14 protein-coding genes and 1 tRNA gene are annotated in these 16,116 nt (G+C 47.1%); 10 read left to right on the top strand and 5 right to left on the bottom strand.

Annotation, left to right across the window (positions count from 1 at the left end):
- Together AB5H98_RS09080 and AB5H98_RS09075 are read right to left on the bottom strand one after the other, a co-directional pair.
- Positions 1-964: ABC transporter substrate-binding protein (locus AB5H98_RS09080; protein ID WP_367925593.1), on the bottom strand; the 964-nt coding region annotated here is incomplete at its 3' end.
- A gap of 206 nt (positions 965-1,170) precedes the next feature.
- The gene (locus AB5H98_RS09075) at positions 1,171-3,426 is read right to left on the bottom strand and encodes a family 65 glycosyl hydrolase domain-containing protein (protein ID WP_367925592.1); all 2,256 of its coding nucleotides are present in this window, start codon (positions 3,424-3,426) and stop codon (positions 1,171-1,173) included.
- A 235-nt stretch (positions 3,427-3,661) separates the two neighbouring features.
- On the opposite strand from AB5H98_RS09075, the gene AB5H98_RS09070 reads away from it, so the two are divergent.
- A complete protein-coding gene (locus AB5H98_RS09070; RefSeq protein WP_367925591.1) occupies positions 3,662-4,252 on the top strand; it encodes a glucose-6-phosphate isomerase family protein in 591 nt (196 codons plus the stop codon).
- Positions 4,249-4,944: a deoxyribose-phosphate aldolase gene (deoC, locus tag AB5H98_RS09065; protein WP_367925590.1), complete on the top strand. Its 696-nt coding sequence runs from the start codon at positions 4,249-4,251 to the stop codon at positions 4,942-4,944. Before AB5H98_RS09070 ends, deoC begins: the two co-directional genes overlap by 4 nt.
- 120 nt (positions 4,945-5,064) lie before the next feature.
- Here deoC and AB5H98_RS09060 read toward each other — a convergent pair whose 3' ends face one another.
- Entirely contained in the window at positions 5,065-6,072 is a 1,008-nt protein-coding gene (locus tag AB5H98_RS09060) for an NAD-dependent epimerase/dehydratase family protein (protein ID WP_367925589.1), read from the bottom strand.
- A gap of 404 nt (positions 6,073-6,476) precedes the next feature.
- Here AB5H98_RS09060 and pgmB point away from each other — a divergent pair, with 404 nt between their 5' ends.
- Together pgmB and AB5H98_RS09050 are read left to right on the top strand one after the other, a co-directional pair.
- Complete coding sequence (gene pgmB, locus AB5H98_RS09055) at positions 6,477-7,148, top strand: beta-phosphoglucomutase (RefSeq protein WP_367925588.1); 672 nt, start codon at positions 6,477-6,479, stop codon at positions 7,146-7,148.
- Between the two features lie 17 nt (positions 7,149-7,165).
- A complete protein-coding gene (locus AB5H98_RS09050) occupies positions 7,166-8,152 on the top strand; it encodes a LacI family DNA-binding transcriptional regulator (RefSeq protein ID WP_367925587.1) in 987 nt (328 codons plus the stop codon).
- A 58-nt stretch (positions 8,153-8,210) separates the two neighbouring features.
- On the opposite strand, the gene AB5H98_RS09045 is transcribed toward AB5H98_RS09050, so the two are convergent.
- Together AB5H98_RS09045 and AB5H98_RS09040 are read right to left on the bottom strand one after the other, a co-directional pair.
- A complete protein-coding gene (locus AB5H98_RS09045; RefSeq protein WP_367925586.1) occupies positions 8,211-9,737 on the bottom strand; it encodes an ATP-dependent DNA helicase RecQ in 1,527 nt (508 codons plus the stop codon).
- Between the two features lie 85 nt (positions 9,738-9,822).
- A tRNA-Arg gene (locus AB5H98_RS09040) sits at positions 9,823-9,899 on the bottom strand.
- A gap of 461 nt (positions 9,900-10,360) precedes the next feature.
- Here AB5H98_RS09040 and AB5H98_RS09035 point away from each other — a divergent pair.
- The 6 genes from AB5H98_RS09035 (at position 10,361) to AB5H98_RS09010 (ending at position 16,041) form a co-directional block, all read left to right on the top strand.
- Entirely contained in the window at positions 10,361-12,022 is a 1,662-nt protein-coding gene (locus AB5H98_RS09035; protein WP_367925594.1) for a 2-isopropylmalate synthase, read from the top strand.
- Positions 12,023-12,028: 6 nt separating this feature from the next.
- Positions 12,029-13,297, top strand: a complete 1,269-nt coding sequence (gene leuC, locus AB5H98_RS09030) for a 3-isopropylmalate dehydratase large subunit (RefSeq protein WP_367925585.1) — start codon at positions 12,029-12,031, stop codon at positions 13,295-13,297.
- Positions 13,297-13,773 carry a 3-isopropylmalate dehydratase small subunit gene (gene leuD / locus AB5H98_RS09025; RefSeq protein ID WP_367925584.1) on the top strand — a complete coding sequence of 159 codons (477 nt, stop codon included), beginning with the start codon at positions 13,297-13,299 and terminating at the stop codon, positions 13,771-13,773. Before leuC ends, leuD begins: the two co-directional genes overlap by 1 nt.
- A gap of 15 nt (positions 13,774-13,788) precedes the next feature.
- Positions 13,789-14,865, top strand: a complete 1,077-nt coding sequence (gene leuB / locus AB5H98_RS09020) for a 3-isopropylmalate dehydrogenase (RefSeq protein ID WP_367925583.1) — start codon at positions 13,789-13,791, stop codon at positions 14,863-14,865.
- 130 nt (positions 14,866-14,995) lie between these two features.
- Positions 14,996-15,364 (top strand): CidA/LrgA family protein, encoded by a 369-nt coding sequence (locus tag AB5H98_RS09015; RefSeq protein WP_367925582.1) that lies wholly within the window; start codon positions 14,996-14,998, stop codon positions 15,362-15,364.
- On the top strand, positions 15,361-16,041 hold the full coding sequence (locus tag AB5H98_RS09010) for an LrgB family protein (RefSeq protein ID WP_367925581.1): 681 nt from the start codon (positions 15,361-15,363) through the stop codon (positions 16,039-16,041). The genes AB5H98_RS09015 and AB5H98_RS09010 overlap by 4 nt, the downstream gene beginning before the upstream one ends.
- Positions 16,042-16,116 lie beyond the last annotated feature (75 nt).

Here is a 16,116-nt window from a genome sequence, read left to right as displayed (position 1 = left end):
GAACCGCAATTACGTCGCCGTTGTCATATTTGAATTTGGGGTTGAACATACCCAGATCGGTATCCGGGAACTGCGTTTTGATGGCGCTGAAAATCTCGGTAGCACCCATGAACATAGCAGCCTCGCCGCTTGCCAAACGCTCCAGAGCACCGTCGTAATCCAGAGTCAGATAATCGTCGTTGAACCAACCTTTTTCAAAGAAGCTAAGATACTCGTCCACCACATCGCCCAGGATGGGATAATCGCTAAATTTCGCCTGATTGGAAAGAATCTTCTTGGTCATATCCTGTACTTCGGACTCAACGCCAATCGCACGCATAAATCCGGAAGTCATCCAAATCTGCGGAATCCAGTTGTCAGAGGCCAATACAAACGGGGTGATGCCGGCTGCTTTCAGCTTGTCGGCCGCAGCATACATTTCCTCGGTCGTAGTGGGAACTTCGATGCCATTTTCCTCAAACACGGTTTTGTTATAAACCATTGCCTGGAAGCCGTTGGAGGCCTCGAATACGAAACCATAGCTCTTTCCGTTGTAAGTGGACAGTTCCGGAGCCACTACTTTGCTCTGCCATTCACAGTCATCCAGCGGCAGGAAGTATTCTTCCGGATTTACCTGAGAATACAACTGCGGGAACTGATACACGATCAGATCCGGTGCCTCACCCGAATTGATTTTCATCTGAAGAAGATTATCAAACTGATCATCGGGAATGACCTGGAAGTCGATCACAATGTTTTCCTCTTCTTCCAGTTTTTCCACCATAGCCTGCAGACCCGCATAATTTCGAGACTGCTGAACCATACCGGTAATTTCGATCCGCTCTTTGTTCTCCGTTGTCTGAGAGGCCGATGTAGTGCTTGTGGAACCGGTGCTGGACGAAGACGCCCCACCGCACGAAGCCAACATGCTGACCGCCAGAATGCCTGCTGTTAACAAAGCAGCCATACGTTTCATTTTCATCATTTTGTTCCTCCATTTTTTATTTTCCTGTTCGAACAGGTATTTCCAAATCCCTACTGCTATTATAGCCGTGCCAATCCTCACTTCTGAATGGAAAAAAGAAAAAATCGCATGAAAAAAATGAAATAAAACCAACGATAAAACAGCGTCTTTTGACACTTTGCACAAAGAAAATCCTTTTTTACTGCAAATTCGTCCAAGGCTCTATCTTACAGTGTCAGTTCAATTTTGTCTTCACACACATAGTCTTTTCCGTTGACTGTCACCGTCAATGCCTCTCCGCGCACGACCTCCAGGCAAAAAACATTTCGATCAAAGGAAACAGCCAGCAACCGGCCCCGATACAGAATTCGGAAGGAAACCTTTTTCCACTGCGCCGGGCACTTAGGCGAGAACGCCAAATGTTCCCCATGATAGTTCAGTCCTGCAAATCCCTGCACGATCGCCAGCCAGGATCCTGCCATACTAGTGATATGGAGCCCATCCTCCGTATCCGCATTGAAGTTATCCAAATCCAGCCGAGCTGCACGCTGATACAAACGGTATGCCTCCTCGGGACGTCCGCTTCCGGACGCAACCACGCTGTACATACTGGGAGACAGAGAGGATTCATGTACGGTCATCGGCTCATAAAAATCAAAGTTAGCGCGTTTTTGCTCCATTGTAAAGCGGTTGGGGAAATAATAAAACGCCAAAACCACATCTGCCTGCTTAATGTAGCACGAACGCAAAATCTTATCCCAAGACCAGTGCTTGCAAATGGGCAATTCCTCTTCCGGAATATCGCTCACCGGGCGAAGTTCCTTATCAAAGAATCCATCCTGTTGCACAAACAGACTTTTCTCTTGGTCCTCATGCAAATACATCTTGGCCGCCACTTCGCGCATGGTCTGTGCTTCCTGTTCGGAAATCTCCTTACCGGCCAATGCAAGACTCTCCAAGGCAAATTCAATGCACCATTTGGCCATGTAGTTTGTCAGCCAGTTGTTATTAATATTATTCTCATATTCGTTAGGAGCCGTTACACCCAGAAGCATATAGCAATCTTTTTGAGCATTGTAGGTGCTTCTGCTAACCCAGAACCGTGCGATTTCCAACGCAACCTGGTAGCCATAGGTGCGCAAATAACTGTCATCGCCGGTATATTTTGTATAACAATAAATTGCGTACACCATCGCAGCATTGCGGTGAAGCTCTTCAAAAGTGATTTCCCACTCGTTGTGACACTCTTCTCCGTTAAAGGTCACCATCGGGTAAAATGCACCTTTCAAGCCCAGTTTCGCAGCATTTTCTTTCGCTTTATCCAGAGTGTTGTATCGGAACATCAAAAGACTGCGCGCCACATCGGGGCCAGCCACTGCAAGATACAGCGGGAAGCAATATCCTTCGGTGTCGTAATAAGCGGCTCCACCGTACTTTTCTCCCGTAAATCCCTTCGGCCCGATATTCAACCGTGCGTCGGAGCCGTCATAAGTAGAAAGAAGCTGGAAAAGATTAAAGCGAATTCCCTGCTGGGCCGCCTCATCGCCTTCAATCACTACGTCGCACATCTGCCAGCGGTCTTCCCAAACTTGACAGTGCTTTTTCTCCAGGCTGTCCAACCCCTCGTTCAATGCAGCCTTCAAAAGCGTTTCGCCTACAGCTTCCAAACGATCCGCCGCATGATCCCGAGAAGTAGTCACACTCACGTATTTTTCGAGATCCAACGATCCACCGGGAACCAGCTTTGTCTCAAAAATCTGCTTTGTCCAGTTATCCTGCGTTTGCAGGTGCATTTCTTCGTAGCCTTTCCCCTTCGTCCAGCTCGTAAAGCAAACAGTGAAGCGCTCAATTCCGAAATGATTCTCATGCGTTTTCGCCGTGAGCTGAAGCATTTCGTCCTGCGCTAAAACGCGCTCAACATTCCAAAAGCGCTCGCCGTAGTTTGCATCGGTGTTAAACACGTCCGCGCTGACTCCTGTTTCCAGGCGAACCTGTCCTTCAAAATCGTGACTCTCAATGCAATAATGCATGCAGGCCAATTCCTTTTGAGCGCAAGAGAAAAAGCGACTGGAACGGATCGTCAGCACACCCATCGGTGTTTGAACATCCATCTTGCGGCTCATCAAACCAGTTTTCATGTCGACTTCGCGATAGAAAGAAAGGAGATTGGCCTTCGCAAGATCAAATCTTTGTCCGTTCAAATACAAATCAAAGCTCAAAAAATCCGGTGCGTTAATGACTTTTCCAAAATAGCGGGGATAACCATTTTTCCACCAGCCAACACGTGTCTTATCCGGTACCCAGACACCTGCAATATATGTGCCTTTTAGTGTAGTACCTGTGTAGTATTCTTCATAATTTCCGCGCGCACCCATATAGCCGTTTCCCAGGCTGGTCACAGACTCCGCCGGACAATTATCCGCGTGATCGATTTTTGTCTGTACCACTTTCCAGGGATGAACCGTTTCAAAAATACGCTTCATTCTTCATTCCTCCGTTCGATAAATTATCGATTGCATTTGCTATAATAGCATGTGCAATTATAGGAATCAAGCTGTAATAATGACCAAAAAGAAAAGAAAAAATTATATATATACAATAATTTTCCCTAATTTCAATTTTTTATTTGCTATAATATATCGATAAATTATTGACATGTCTTTCTTTTTGCGCTACACTCAAACCGTACCATTCCAAAACAGAAAGGAGATATGAAGTTTGAACGAAACCGAATCCTGGCATGCCGGATTCCGCGCATCCTTTCTTGAAAATGTGCAGAGCGCACATTCACCCGCGCGGAGGACATTGCGTGATATGCAAAATTTCTATGCAGATCAGCAGACAGTCCTTCAAATGTTGGAATCCGGTGTTGATCCCTTAATTTACGAAGTTTACTCCTGGGACGCACCGGAGAAAAGCAGCGACCTTTCGTTTGGTGTAACAGTTCTTCAGCCGGGCTGTATTGGCCGCGAATATTTTATGACTAAGGGACACTTCCACACCATTCGAAAAACCGCCGAGGTTTATTACACTTTATCAGGCAATGGAATCATGCTCACTGAGGATGAACACGGACACACGAATCCCATCCCCATGCATCCCGGAGAGGCTGCCTACGTAGCACCTGGATTTGCTCACCGGATGATCAACACCGGAGATACTCCTCTGACTGCCTTCTATGTTTTCCGGGCCGATGCCGGCCACGACTACGCATCCATCGAAAAAGACGGATTTTCGGTACAACTTACACGCGGTGAAGATGGGAATCCTGTACTTTCTACCGCTTTTCAGAAAGGAGATTTCGAATGATTCAAATCGATCAACTTACGGAAAAAACTCTCGCTAATTTATTTGATCACACCCAGTTGCACGCAGACGCGCGCCGTGCGGATTTTGAAAAATTATGTGCGGAAAGCCGTCAATACGGGTTTAAGATGGTCGCAATCAACCCGGGTCCTGTGGCCTTGTGCAAACAGCTTTTAGCTGGCACGGACGTTCATGTAGGGGCGGCTATCGGCTTTCCTTTGGGCCAAACAAGTCTCGCTTCCAAATTGTTTGAGACACGCCAATCCATTCAGGACGGCGCCGACGAAATCGACTACGTCATTGATATCGGAGCCGTAAAAGATCAACGGTTTGACTTTACACGTGAAGAAATGCGTCGCATGGTGGACGTCTGCCGAGAGGCCAATGTAATCTGCAAAGTTATTTTCGAAAACTGCTATCTCACAAAAGATGAAATTCGCAAAGTCGCCGAAATCGCCCTTGAAGAGCGTCCAGATTTCATCAAAACATCCACCGGATTTGGCACCAGCGGCGCGAGCGTCGAAGACGTAATGCTGATGAAATCTGTTGTAGGTGATGCTGTAAAGGTCAAAGCCGCAGGCGGAATTCGCAGTTGGGAAACCTGCCGCGCAATGATCCAGGCAGGAGCCGAACGGATTGGGACCAGCAGCAGTTTGAAAATTTTGGAAGAATTTCGAAATTGGAAAGCGCAATAAAAACGATTACTACCTTTTTTCTCCCGCCGCCGTTTCTTTTATAAGAACGGCGGTTTTTTCATTTTTTAGGCACAAAAGGGGGCCGGTCGGCTCGACCGGTCCCCTTTTGTAAAAATTTAATCATTCCATTTTCGGCAGATTGGAAAAACCTTTGCGAAAACGCTGAATATATTCGATGATTTCATCTTCCCAAGTGACTTTTGTACTATCGGGAATCGTCCCTCTGCGCTCCATGCCTTCGAAGGTCATGCGAAGTCCTTCCTCTAGGGAAATCTCCGGTTTCCATTCGGGCGCATCGCGCAATAATTTTTCGTTGGATACATATGTGTGCTGACCAAAAATTTCATATGCCAGAATAAACCGCTTTGGATCCAGCTCCATCATCTGGCGAAGCGGAAGTCCAACCATTTCTACTTCCCTGCCCAAAACTTTCATCGCGGTGCGATGGTACTCCGCCCAAGTGGTGTACCCGGTTTGAACCACATTGTAAACCTGACCCAGACAGTGTTTCTTTCCTAAAACGCTCACAAAAGCGCGGGCCGTATCCTTTGTATGCATATACTGATGCAGAATATCTCCATCTCCGCAAATCAGGATGGGTTTTCCTCTTTTTACGCGGTCAATCCATGTATGCTCAGTTGCAAAGCTGCGCAAAGCTCCGCTCATCTCACTGTAAGACGTGCACGGCTTCATCATCGTAACCGGAAATTGTTCTTCACGGAAGGCCTTTTGAAACACCAAATCCGCCTGATGTTTTTGAATGCCATAGTCCGTCCAAGGAGTAAACTCATCCTCCTCACGAATGGGCATGCGCACAAATCGCTTGCCATAAGTACACACCGTAGAAGCTGTAATAAAATGTGTTACCCCGCGAAACGCCTGAATGCTCGCTTGTGCCTGCTCAGGTGTAAAACACGTCATTTCAAACGCCGCATCGGGTTTTAACGCTTGCATAACACGAATATATTCATCCGCATTTCTTCGATCGCCCTGGATATACTGCACCTCGGGTCCATGAATCGATTCCGCTTGTCTTCCATAGGCAATCACCTCATGGCCTCGGTCCAACAGTTCTCGTACAATATGTGCTCCGATATTTCCATTGGCTCCTGTAACAACAATTTTCATGTAAAACCTCTCTCTTCTTTGTGAATAAATAGCTTTCAAAGGGATTCGGAAAATATCGATAAAAAATCGCTAATCTAAATTAAGCATATCGCCACCTCATCAAAAAGTCAAGGGGGAAGCGTTCGCAAACTTCCACTTGTGCTTTACATTTTTGCAAAAGATACGAAAGGCTGCAACAAGTCGCTTATAGAAACATAACCACATTCGCATAGATTTGACTGTCACCTCTTTATATATAAGCAGCGATTGTTTTTAACAGATTTTCATTTTGAAAATAAATCGCATAAACCTTACCAGAGCCATCATCACGATCTTAAATTGTTAACGATAATCTTTCGATAAATTATTGACTTTTTCTTTGTATCAGGTATGATAAAATTATCGAACTGAAAGGTGGCCCTTGAATGGAAAATTTATTTTTGGTAGTATTTGATTTAGATGGAGTACTTGTAAATACATCTGAATTTCACTATCGGGCATGGAAAAAACTTCTGGCAGAACAATGGGGTGTCACCCATACCCGGGAAGTGGATGATATGACCAAGGGAATCGGTCGGTATGAGTGTTTGCGCCTTATTGTAGACCAGTACGGGTTAAATGTTCCCGAATCTGATTTTAAGGCTCTCGCGGACCGAAAAAACAGATACTACGTTGAACTTCTGCATTCAGAATTAAAGTGTGAGGATCTGCTGCCGGGTATTGAGCAAACTTTCTCGCTTCTGCATAGTGCAGGTATCAAAACTGCGCTTGCCTCTTCCAGCTTTAATGCTCCTTACGTGACGGAAAAATTGAATCTTTCCTTTGATTACCGTGTGGACCCCGGCTCAATTTCTCACGGAAAACCGGCACCGGATATCTATTTGGATGCCGTGCATCACTTTGGATATCCTGCAAACCAATGCATCGGTGTAGAAGATGCATTGTCAGGTGTTCGTTCGGTCAAAGCTGCCGGTTTGTACTGCATCGGAATTGGCGGACAAGTACTGTCTCCGGAATGTGATTTATTGCTTCCGGATACGTCGTATCTTCCAAAGGCGCTTGAATCTATTTTGAATCAAAGAAACAAAAGGTATTAATCGGCAAGGAGAATGAGATGGTCAGAATTCCGGATATCGCCCAAGCAATGGGATTAAGCGTCAGCACTGTTTATAAAGCCTTCAACGGTGGAAAAGACATCAACGAAAATACGCGAGCAGAAATTTTAAAGACGGCAGCACAGATGGGCTATGTCGGAAAACCACGGGCATTTAGCCACAAGCGTGTCTGCGTTTTCTTAGAGCACATGGAATATCCACATGTCACCTATTACCTTTATGAAATCGTTCTGGCTTTTAAACGCGCTGCTTCCGAACAGGGATACGAAGTTGTAATTCGGAGCTTGGACGATGACAGTGCTATGACCTACAACCAAATTATGAAACAGTACTGTTTTGAGGGCAGTCTGCTGCTTGGTCTTAACACCCAGGACCGTTGTTATAAGCAACTGGAAAAAGTGGAATATCCGTGCGTAATTATTGACAACTATATTGATAATCCCAATATAAGCTGTATCTCTGCTGACAACGTCCGCGGTATGGGATTGGTCGTCAGCCACCTTCTCTCATTAGGGCATCGTCGCATTGGATTTATCAATGGCGAACGCGGCAGTATGACCAGTGCAGAACGTTTGAGCGGTTATATCAGCGCTATCACGCTTGGCGGAGTGCAATACAATCCCGATCTCACTCTCCACGGAGATTTTTCGGAGGATTCCGGCGCACACTGTGCCAAACAACTTATCACTAAAAACATCACCGCTCTGTGTTGTGCCAGTGATTTGATGGCAATTGGCGCCATTCGTCAACTCCAACAGATGGGACTTCGCGTTCCAGAGGATATCAGCGTTTGTGGTTTTGATGATATCCGCTTGTCTCGCTATATCACTCCGGAACTTACTACCGTCCATATTGACGTGGACAACGTAGGCACAAGAGCTTTTTTGTGTCTTGAAAATCTAATGAACGGCAATGCGTGCGCTAAGATTCTCGAGCCGCCTCAATTGATTGTAAGGCAATCCACTGCACCTTTGGCCCAAAATTAAACCGCACTCAAAGAAACCAAAAGGACGCCTGGCCCAAAAAGCCTTGCGTCCTTTTTATTTACTGTGTTTGTTCAAGCAGAACCTTAAGAACTTCCTGTCCATATTGCTGGCACTTACGTGTTCCAATACCCGGCACGCGCATTAGTTCCTCCTCGGTTCTTGGCATTCGAACGCATATTTCCCGCAAAGTCGCATCCGTAAACACAACAAACGCCGGTACGCCCTGACGACGCGCTAGCGTCAAACGCGCCTCCTTAAGCCGTTTGAGCACAGCGGTATCCAACGCAAGTTCCTCTTCCAGCCGTTTTCCCTCTTCCCGCTTTGCCAACATCTTGATTGGAGATGCCTTTTGTTCCTGCGGGCAACAAACCGAACAATTCCCGCAGGAACCTGAAAGACGTTGCCCAAAATAGCGCAAAATTTCTCCACGCAAACAATATCGGCTGTAGCAGTAAAATGTCATCTGCCGAAGACGTGCTCTTTGCCTTTCTTTCAAGCTCTCGTCATCCGAAACTGCACCCGCCCCATTATCAATGAGAAAATTGGCCATGCGCACGTCTCCAGGTGAATAAAGCAAAATACAATCGGCAGGCTGCCCATCCCGGCCGGCTCGACCAGCCTCTTGGTAATAGCTTTCCAAATCCATTGGCATATTGTAGTGCAAAACAAAACTCACATTGGATTTATCAATTCCCATTCCAAAAGCGTTGGTTGCCACCATTACACGCACACGGTCAAACAAAAAATCATCCTGACCACATTGTCTTTCCTGTGCATCCAATCCCGCATGATAGTGAGCCACAGCAAAGCCATCTGCTTTCAAACGTTCATACAACGCATCCACCTTTTTGCGTGTCGCACAATAAACAATTCCGCTGGAATCCGGATGGCTTGAAAGATATGTTCGAACAATTTCGTACTTTTCTCTCTCCGCTACCACCTGCACTTCAAAATAGAGATTCGGGCGGTCAAATCCTGTGATTTGTTCCATTGGCTGGCGCATTCGCAGTATTTCGCGAATATCGTTTCGAACCCGTTCCGTCGCTGTCGCAGTGAACGCGCCCACGGGAATACGTCCCGGTTGACGCTGTAAAAATTCAGGTATTTCCAAATAACTTGGCCTAAAATCCTGTCCCCATTGGGATACACAATGAGCCTCGTCTACACATAAAAGGGAAATCTGGACCTGTTGAGCGAACCACAAAAATCCCGGAGTTAAAAGGCGTTCAGGCGCTACATATACAATTTTATACATTCCTTGAGCGGCATTGGCAATTGCCTTGCGGCATTGAGACTCCGTCAAAGAACTGTTGATATACGCGGCTCGGACTCCCATTTGAAGCAAAGCCTGCACTTGATCTTTCATCAGTGAAATCAGCGGTGAAACAACAACGGCAACGCCTTGACGCATCAATGCGGGCAACTGATAACAGATGGATTTTCCAGCACCCGTGGGCATGACCGCAAGAACATCCTTTCCTTGGATAAGATTGTCCACCACCTCTTCCTGTCCCGGGCGAAACCCATCATATCCAAACACCTGACGCAGCAATTCGTATTTTCGCTGTTCCAGTCTGGTTTCCATAAAAGAGACCTCCGCATACGTAAACATAAAGTATCCATACAAACAAAAAACCGAAAGCTTCTAGAGGGGAAGCTTTCGGCTTTCATGGCGTCCCTGAGGGGATTTGAACCTCCGGCCTACCGCTTAGGAGGCGGTCGCTCTATCCAACTGAGCTACAGGGACATTCAAAACGCCACCCATCACTTTTCACGGCTTTCGGAAGCGCTTCTTTATTATAAAGTGCATAGACAAAAATTTCAAGTACAGCATAAAAACGCTTGACAAAAAACGCTCAATTGTTTATGATATAAACAATATTTCAAATGCAATGACGGGGAATCCGCACACAACACCGTGTTTTAGAGAGCTGTCGGGAGGTGCAAGACAGTACCGGAAGTGTTGCCACTGGCCCCTGAGCAGTGCACTGAAAAGAGTCTTCTTAGTAGGCTGCACCGGGTTTGGCGCCGTTATCAAGTCAGGCTGTTCGCCGCTATCGGCTGATGGCACTAAGGTGGCTGCTTATGGCAGCAATAAGAGTGGTACCGCGAAGATGTTTTATCTCCGTCTCTTAGCCGAATCGTCGGCTGAGAGGCGGTTTTTTTATCGCCTCTCGGCCCATCCAGCAAAGGAGTGTATGTATCATGATGGAACACGTAAAAAAATATCATCCGGGATATTATCCCCCGCCCTATTGCGAAATGCGCTGGGCCAAAAAGGACCACATTGAAAAGGCGCCGATTTGGTGCAGCGTAGATCTCCGTGACGGAAATCAGAGTCTTATCGTCCCCATGACCCTTGCGGAAAAATTGGACTTTTTTCAGTTTCTCGTAAAACTGGGCTTTAAGGAAATTGAGGTCGGATTCCCCGCGGCAAGCGAAACTGAATATGAATTCCTGCGCGCATTGATCGAGCAGCATCTAATTCCCGATGATGTAACCGTGCAGGTACTGACCCAATGCCGCGACCACATCATCCGCAAAACGTTTGACGCATTAAAAGGCGCTCCTAGTGCCATCGTACACTTTTACAATTCTACCAGCGTGGCACAGCGCGAGCAGGTTTTCAAAAAGTCCAAAGAAGAAATCAAAAAAATCGCTACCGATGGCGCCAAACTGGTAAAAAAACTCGCCGCCGAGTATGAGGGTAATTTCCGATTTGAATACAGTCCAGAAAGTTTTACTGGCACCGAACCCGAGTACGCACTGGAAGTTTGCAACGAGGTTTTGGATATTCTGCAGCCCACCAAAGAAAAGCCGGTCATCATCAATCTGCCCGTAACGGTGGCCATGAGCATGAGCCACATTTACGCCAATCAGATCGAATACATGAGCGACAATCTGAAATATAGAGAAAATGTCGTTTTGTCGCTTCACCCGCACAATGACCGCGGATGTGGCGTGGCCGACACTGAGATGGGGCTTTTGGCCGGTGCAGACCGAGTAGAGGGAACTCTGTTTGGGAATGGCGAACGCACGGGCAACGTGGATATCATCACTGTGGCTATGAATATGTACAGTCACGGGGTGGATCCCGAGCTGGATTTTTCCGACATGCCCTCTATTGTAAACGAATATGAAAAAGTCACTCATATGCATGTGTACGACCGCACGCCTTATGCGGGAGCACTGGTGTTTGCTGCCTTCTCGGGCAGTCACCAGGATGCCATTGCCAAAGGCATGAAATGGCGAGAGGAAAAAGGTCTTTACGAGTGGACCGTGCCTTATCTTCCCATTGATCCTCACGATGTGGGCCGTGAATACGAAACCGACGTAATTCGAATCAACAGTCAGTCCGGCAAAGGCGGGATTGGTTACATTCTGGAGCAGAATTACGGATATGATCTGCCGCCCAAAATGCGCGAATGCCTTGGCTATGCTGTTAAGAACGTCTCCGACCATCTCCACAAAGAACTGTCGCCCAAAGACATCTACGGCATTTTCGAAAACGAATTTCTCAATAAAGAAGCACCTTTCGCCATTACGGATGTACACTACATCCAAAAAGAAGGTGTATACGCCATGGTCAGCGTAAGAGAAGGCGACATTTCCATGGAATATACCGGCCGTGGCAATGGTCGTCTGGATGCAGTATCCAATGCCATTCGCCAGGGTTCGGACCGCAGTTTTTCTGTCCTGACTTATAAAGAACACGCGCTTGAGACCGGCTCCACAAGCCATGCAGTAGCATATGTAGGTCTAGAGTGGCAGGATGGTTCCATAAGCTGGGGTGCCGGACAGCACACCGACATTATCATGGCCAGCGTCAAGGCACTGGCCAGCGCCATTAACAACCATAAGGAGGCATAAGAACCCATGGGTATGACAATGACACAGAAAATTCTGGCTGCCCACGCGGGCTTGGAACGGGTGGAACCCGGCCAGCTCATCATGGCCAAGCTGGATATGGTTCTAGGCAACGACATTACCAGCCCAGTCGCCATCAATGAATTTGAAAAAGCCGGTTTTTCTTCGGTATTTGATAAAACGAAAATTAGTCTTGTAATGGACCATTTTGCCCCTAACAAAGACATTAAGGCTGCACAGCAAACCAAGCAAAGCCGCAATTTTGCAAACAAATACGATATTCTCAACTTTTATGATGTAGGAAACATGGGCATTGAACATGCGCTTTTGCCTGAAAAAGGACTGGTAACGGCTGGCGATTGCGTAATTGGCGCGGACAGCCACACCTGCACTTACGGTGCACTGGGTGCATTCTCTACCGGTGTGGGATCTACGGATATGGCTGCCGGCATGGCGACCGGTCAGTGCTGGTTTAAGGTTCCCTCCGCAATTCGGTTTCATCTGACAGGCGCTTTGCAGGGGCATACCAGCGGCAAGGATGTGATTCTTCATATCATCGGCCAAATCGGCGTAGACGGTGCACTGTACAAAAGCATGGAATTTGGCGGTCCCGGCCTTGCCTGTCTAACGATGGATGACCGTTTATGTATGGCCAATATGGCCATTGAAGCCGGTGCGAAAAACGGTATTTTTGAAGTGGACGACGTCACACTCTCCTATTTGAAGGGGCGCGAGCAACACCCTGGTGTGATATATGCGCCGGATCCGGACGCCGACTACGAAAAGGTCATTGAGATTGACTTGTCGTCCATTCGGCCCACAGTTGCCTTTCCCCATTTGCCGGAAAACACCAAAACCATCGATGAGGCGGCTCGGATGGACGTAGCGATTGACCAAGTAGTGATTGGAAGTTGTACCAATGGCCGTTTGTCCGATATGGCTGCTGCCGCGGCCATTTTCAAGGGTCACAAAGTTGCAAAAAATGTTCGCGCCATCATCATTCCCGCTACACAGCAGGTGTACAAAGACTGCATCCGCCTTGGATATATCGACACGTTTATTGATGCAGGATGCGTAGTTTCCACTCCTACCTGCGGACCTTGTCTGGGTGGTTACATGGGAATTTTGGCAGAGCAAGAACGCTGTGTTGCCACTACCAATCGCAACTTTGTAGGCCGCATGGGACATCCCACCAGCGAAGTATATCTCGCCAGCCCGGCCGTGGCTGCCGCTAGCGCACTGGCAGGAAAAATTGCCAATCCTGAGGAGGTAATGTAATGGTAAAAGGAACCGTTCATAAATACCCGGACAATGTGGACACGGATGTCATTATTCCGGCCCGTTATCTGAACACTGCCAACCACGCCGAGCTTGCTACTCACTGCATGGAGGATATCGACCCGGATTTTCACAAAAAAATGAAAAAAGGCGACATCATCGTTGCTGGTTGGAACTTTGGATGTGGCTCTTCCCGTGAGCATGCTCCTATTGCCATTAAAGAGAGTGGTATTTCCTGTGTTATCGCCAAAACCTACGCACGTATTTTCTATCGAAACGCTATCAACATTGGACTTCCAATTTTTGAGTGCGAAGCCGCCAGCGATGGCATTCGCGACGGAGATGAAGTACAAGTCGATTTTGACACAGGGCTAATCAGCAATCTTACCACTGGCAAGACTTATCAGGCCCAGCCTCTTCCCCCTTTTATCCAGAATATTGTCAACAAGGGTGGTCTCTTGAATTCTTTGAAATAAACGGAGGTCTGTGTTATGCGTAAACGCATTACAGTTTTGAAAGGTGACGGCATCGGGCCAGAAATCGTTAATGAAGCGTTAAAAGTGCTGGAGGCCATAGCAGAAAAATACAATCATCACTTTGCCTATCAGTGCATGGACATCGGTGGTGTTTCCATCGATCGACATGGTGTGCCCTTGACCCAAGAGACCATTGACGCGTGTTTAGACTCCGACAGCGTATTGTTAGGCGCTGTCGGCGGTCCTAAATGGGATGGTCTTCCCGGGAACATTCGTCCGGAAAAAGGATTGTTGGGCATTCGTAAGGCAATGGGGTTATACGCCAATCTACGCCCCGCTCGTCTGTTTCCCCAGTTGGCCGATGCCAGTCCGCTTCGGCGAGAAATTGTAGAAAACGGTATTGACTTTGTTGTAGTACGAGAATTAATTGGCGGCGTATACTTTGGGGAACATAAAACCGAAGAAGTAAACGGCGAATTGGTGGCCACTGATGTGATGCCTTACGCTGAGCATGAGATTGAACGCATTGTAAATGTGGCCATGGACATCGCAAAAAAACGCCGCAACCGGGTCACAAGTGTAGACAAAGCCAATGTTCTTGACACCAGTCGTTTGTGGCGCAAAGTAGCCACTCGAGTAGCTTCGGAACACCCGGATGTAGAATTTTCCAACATGCTGGTAGACAATGCGGCTATGCAGATTGTAAAGAATCCCGCGCAATTTGATGTGATGGTAACAGAAAATATGTTTGGTGACATTTTGACGGATGAAGCCAGTATGATCACCGGCAGCATTGGCATGATTCCGTCCGCCAGTCTTGGCGATGGAACTCGGGGTTTGTACGAACCGATTCACGGATCCGCGCCTGACATTGCCGGACAAGACAAAGCCAATCCCATTGGTACCATTTTGTCTGCCGCTATGATGCTACGCTATTCTTTTGATTTGTCAAAAGAGGCTGACGCTGTGGAGGCAGCCGTGGCCAGCGTATTGGATCAGGGGCTGCGCACAGCAGACAATATGGCCGAGGGCTGTACTTTGATCGGTTGTCGCGCTATGGGAGATGCGATTGTTTCCGCTTTGATGCGTTAATGTTCCTATGTGATAAAAAGTGCTCCGATAAAATCGGAGCACTTTTTTGCGTAAAATAGAAAAGATGGCACTTCTAAAGTTACTTGGATGTGTTATAATAAAAAACGTCTGTAAAAAAGGGGTGTTCATTTTGAAAGTCATCGAGCAAATCTGTGTGGTATTCGCTATTTGTTTAATTGCCGAAGGAATTTCGGCGATACTTCCTTTTCCCTTTCCCGCCAGTGTATTGAGCATGGTTCTTTTGTTTCTTCTTCTGGCCACGAGAATTCTTCATCCCCATCACCTCAAAGAAAAAACTGAATTCTTGTTAGGGAACATGGCCTTGTTTTTTGTACCCGCCTGTGTCAGTCTTTTAAAATATAAAGATGCACTATTTGAAAATCTAATTCCAATTTTATTAATCTGCATCTTAACAACTCCTGTTGTATTTTTTGTTACAGGACATGTAGTGCAATTAACGATGCGCTTTCTACAAAAAAGAGGGGGGATTCGGAAATGATGTCTGCCATAACTTCTTCGCCCCTGTTTGGAATCGTTTTATGCATTGCAAGTTTTCTGCTGGGACGGTGGATACAAGAAAAAACGCACTCTCCTTTGGCCAATCCGCTTTTAATTTCTTTTGCCCTTTGCGTTGCGGTGTTGTGTTTGTTTGATATTCCTTACGAGAATTTCGCAAAGGGTGGCGACATTCTAAATATGATGCTGGGGCCTGTCACCGCGGTGCTGGCACTGGGCATTTACAATCAATATTCCGTTTTGAAGCGCTATTTCTGGCCGGTACTATTAGGATGTACGGCCGGAAGTCTGACCAGCATTTTCAGTGTGCTGGCCTTATGCCACTTGTTCGGGTTGGATCAGGCACTAACGGCGGCCATGCTTCCCAAAAGCTGCACAACCCCCATTGCTCTGAGCATTGCGGAAAGCCACGGTGGACTGGCGGCCATTGCAGCGGCCTGTGTTATGATTGCCGGTTTAACCGGTTCTCTGTGTGCACCATTGTTTGCAAAATGGTTCCGCATTCAGGATCCTGTAGCCCAAGGCCTAGCCACCGGCGCATGCAGCCACGCATTGGGCACCATCAAGGCCCGTGAAATGGGCGAGTTGCAAGGTGCTATGAGCAGTATTGCCATTGGCGTGTGCGGTCTGATTTCTGTGATCATCACTATTTTTCTTTAAAAATAAAGGAGCCGTTCAGCAGAATGGCTCCTTTTCGTTTTACACGCGATCCTTTTTCGTTTTAGCGGCTCGTAA

The sequence above is a fragment of the uncultured Ruthenibacterium sp. genome, assembly GCF_963558415.1.
Classification (GTDB): domain Bacteria; phylum Bacillota; class Clostridia; order Oscillospirales; family Ruminococcaceae; genus Ruthenibacterium.
The sequence above is the reverse complement of the archived record's forward strand: the minus strand, read 5'-3'. Positions and strand labels throughout refer to the sequence as shown.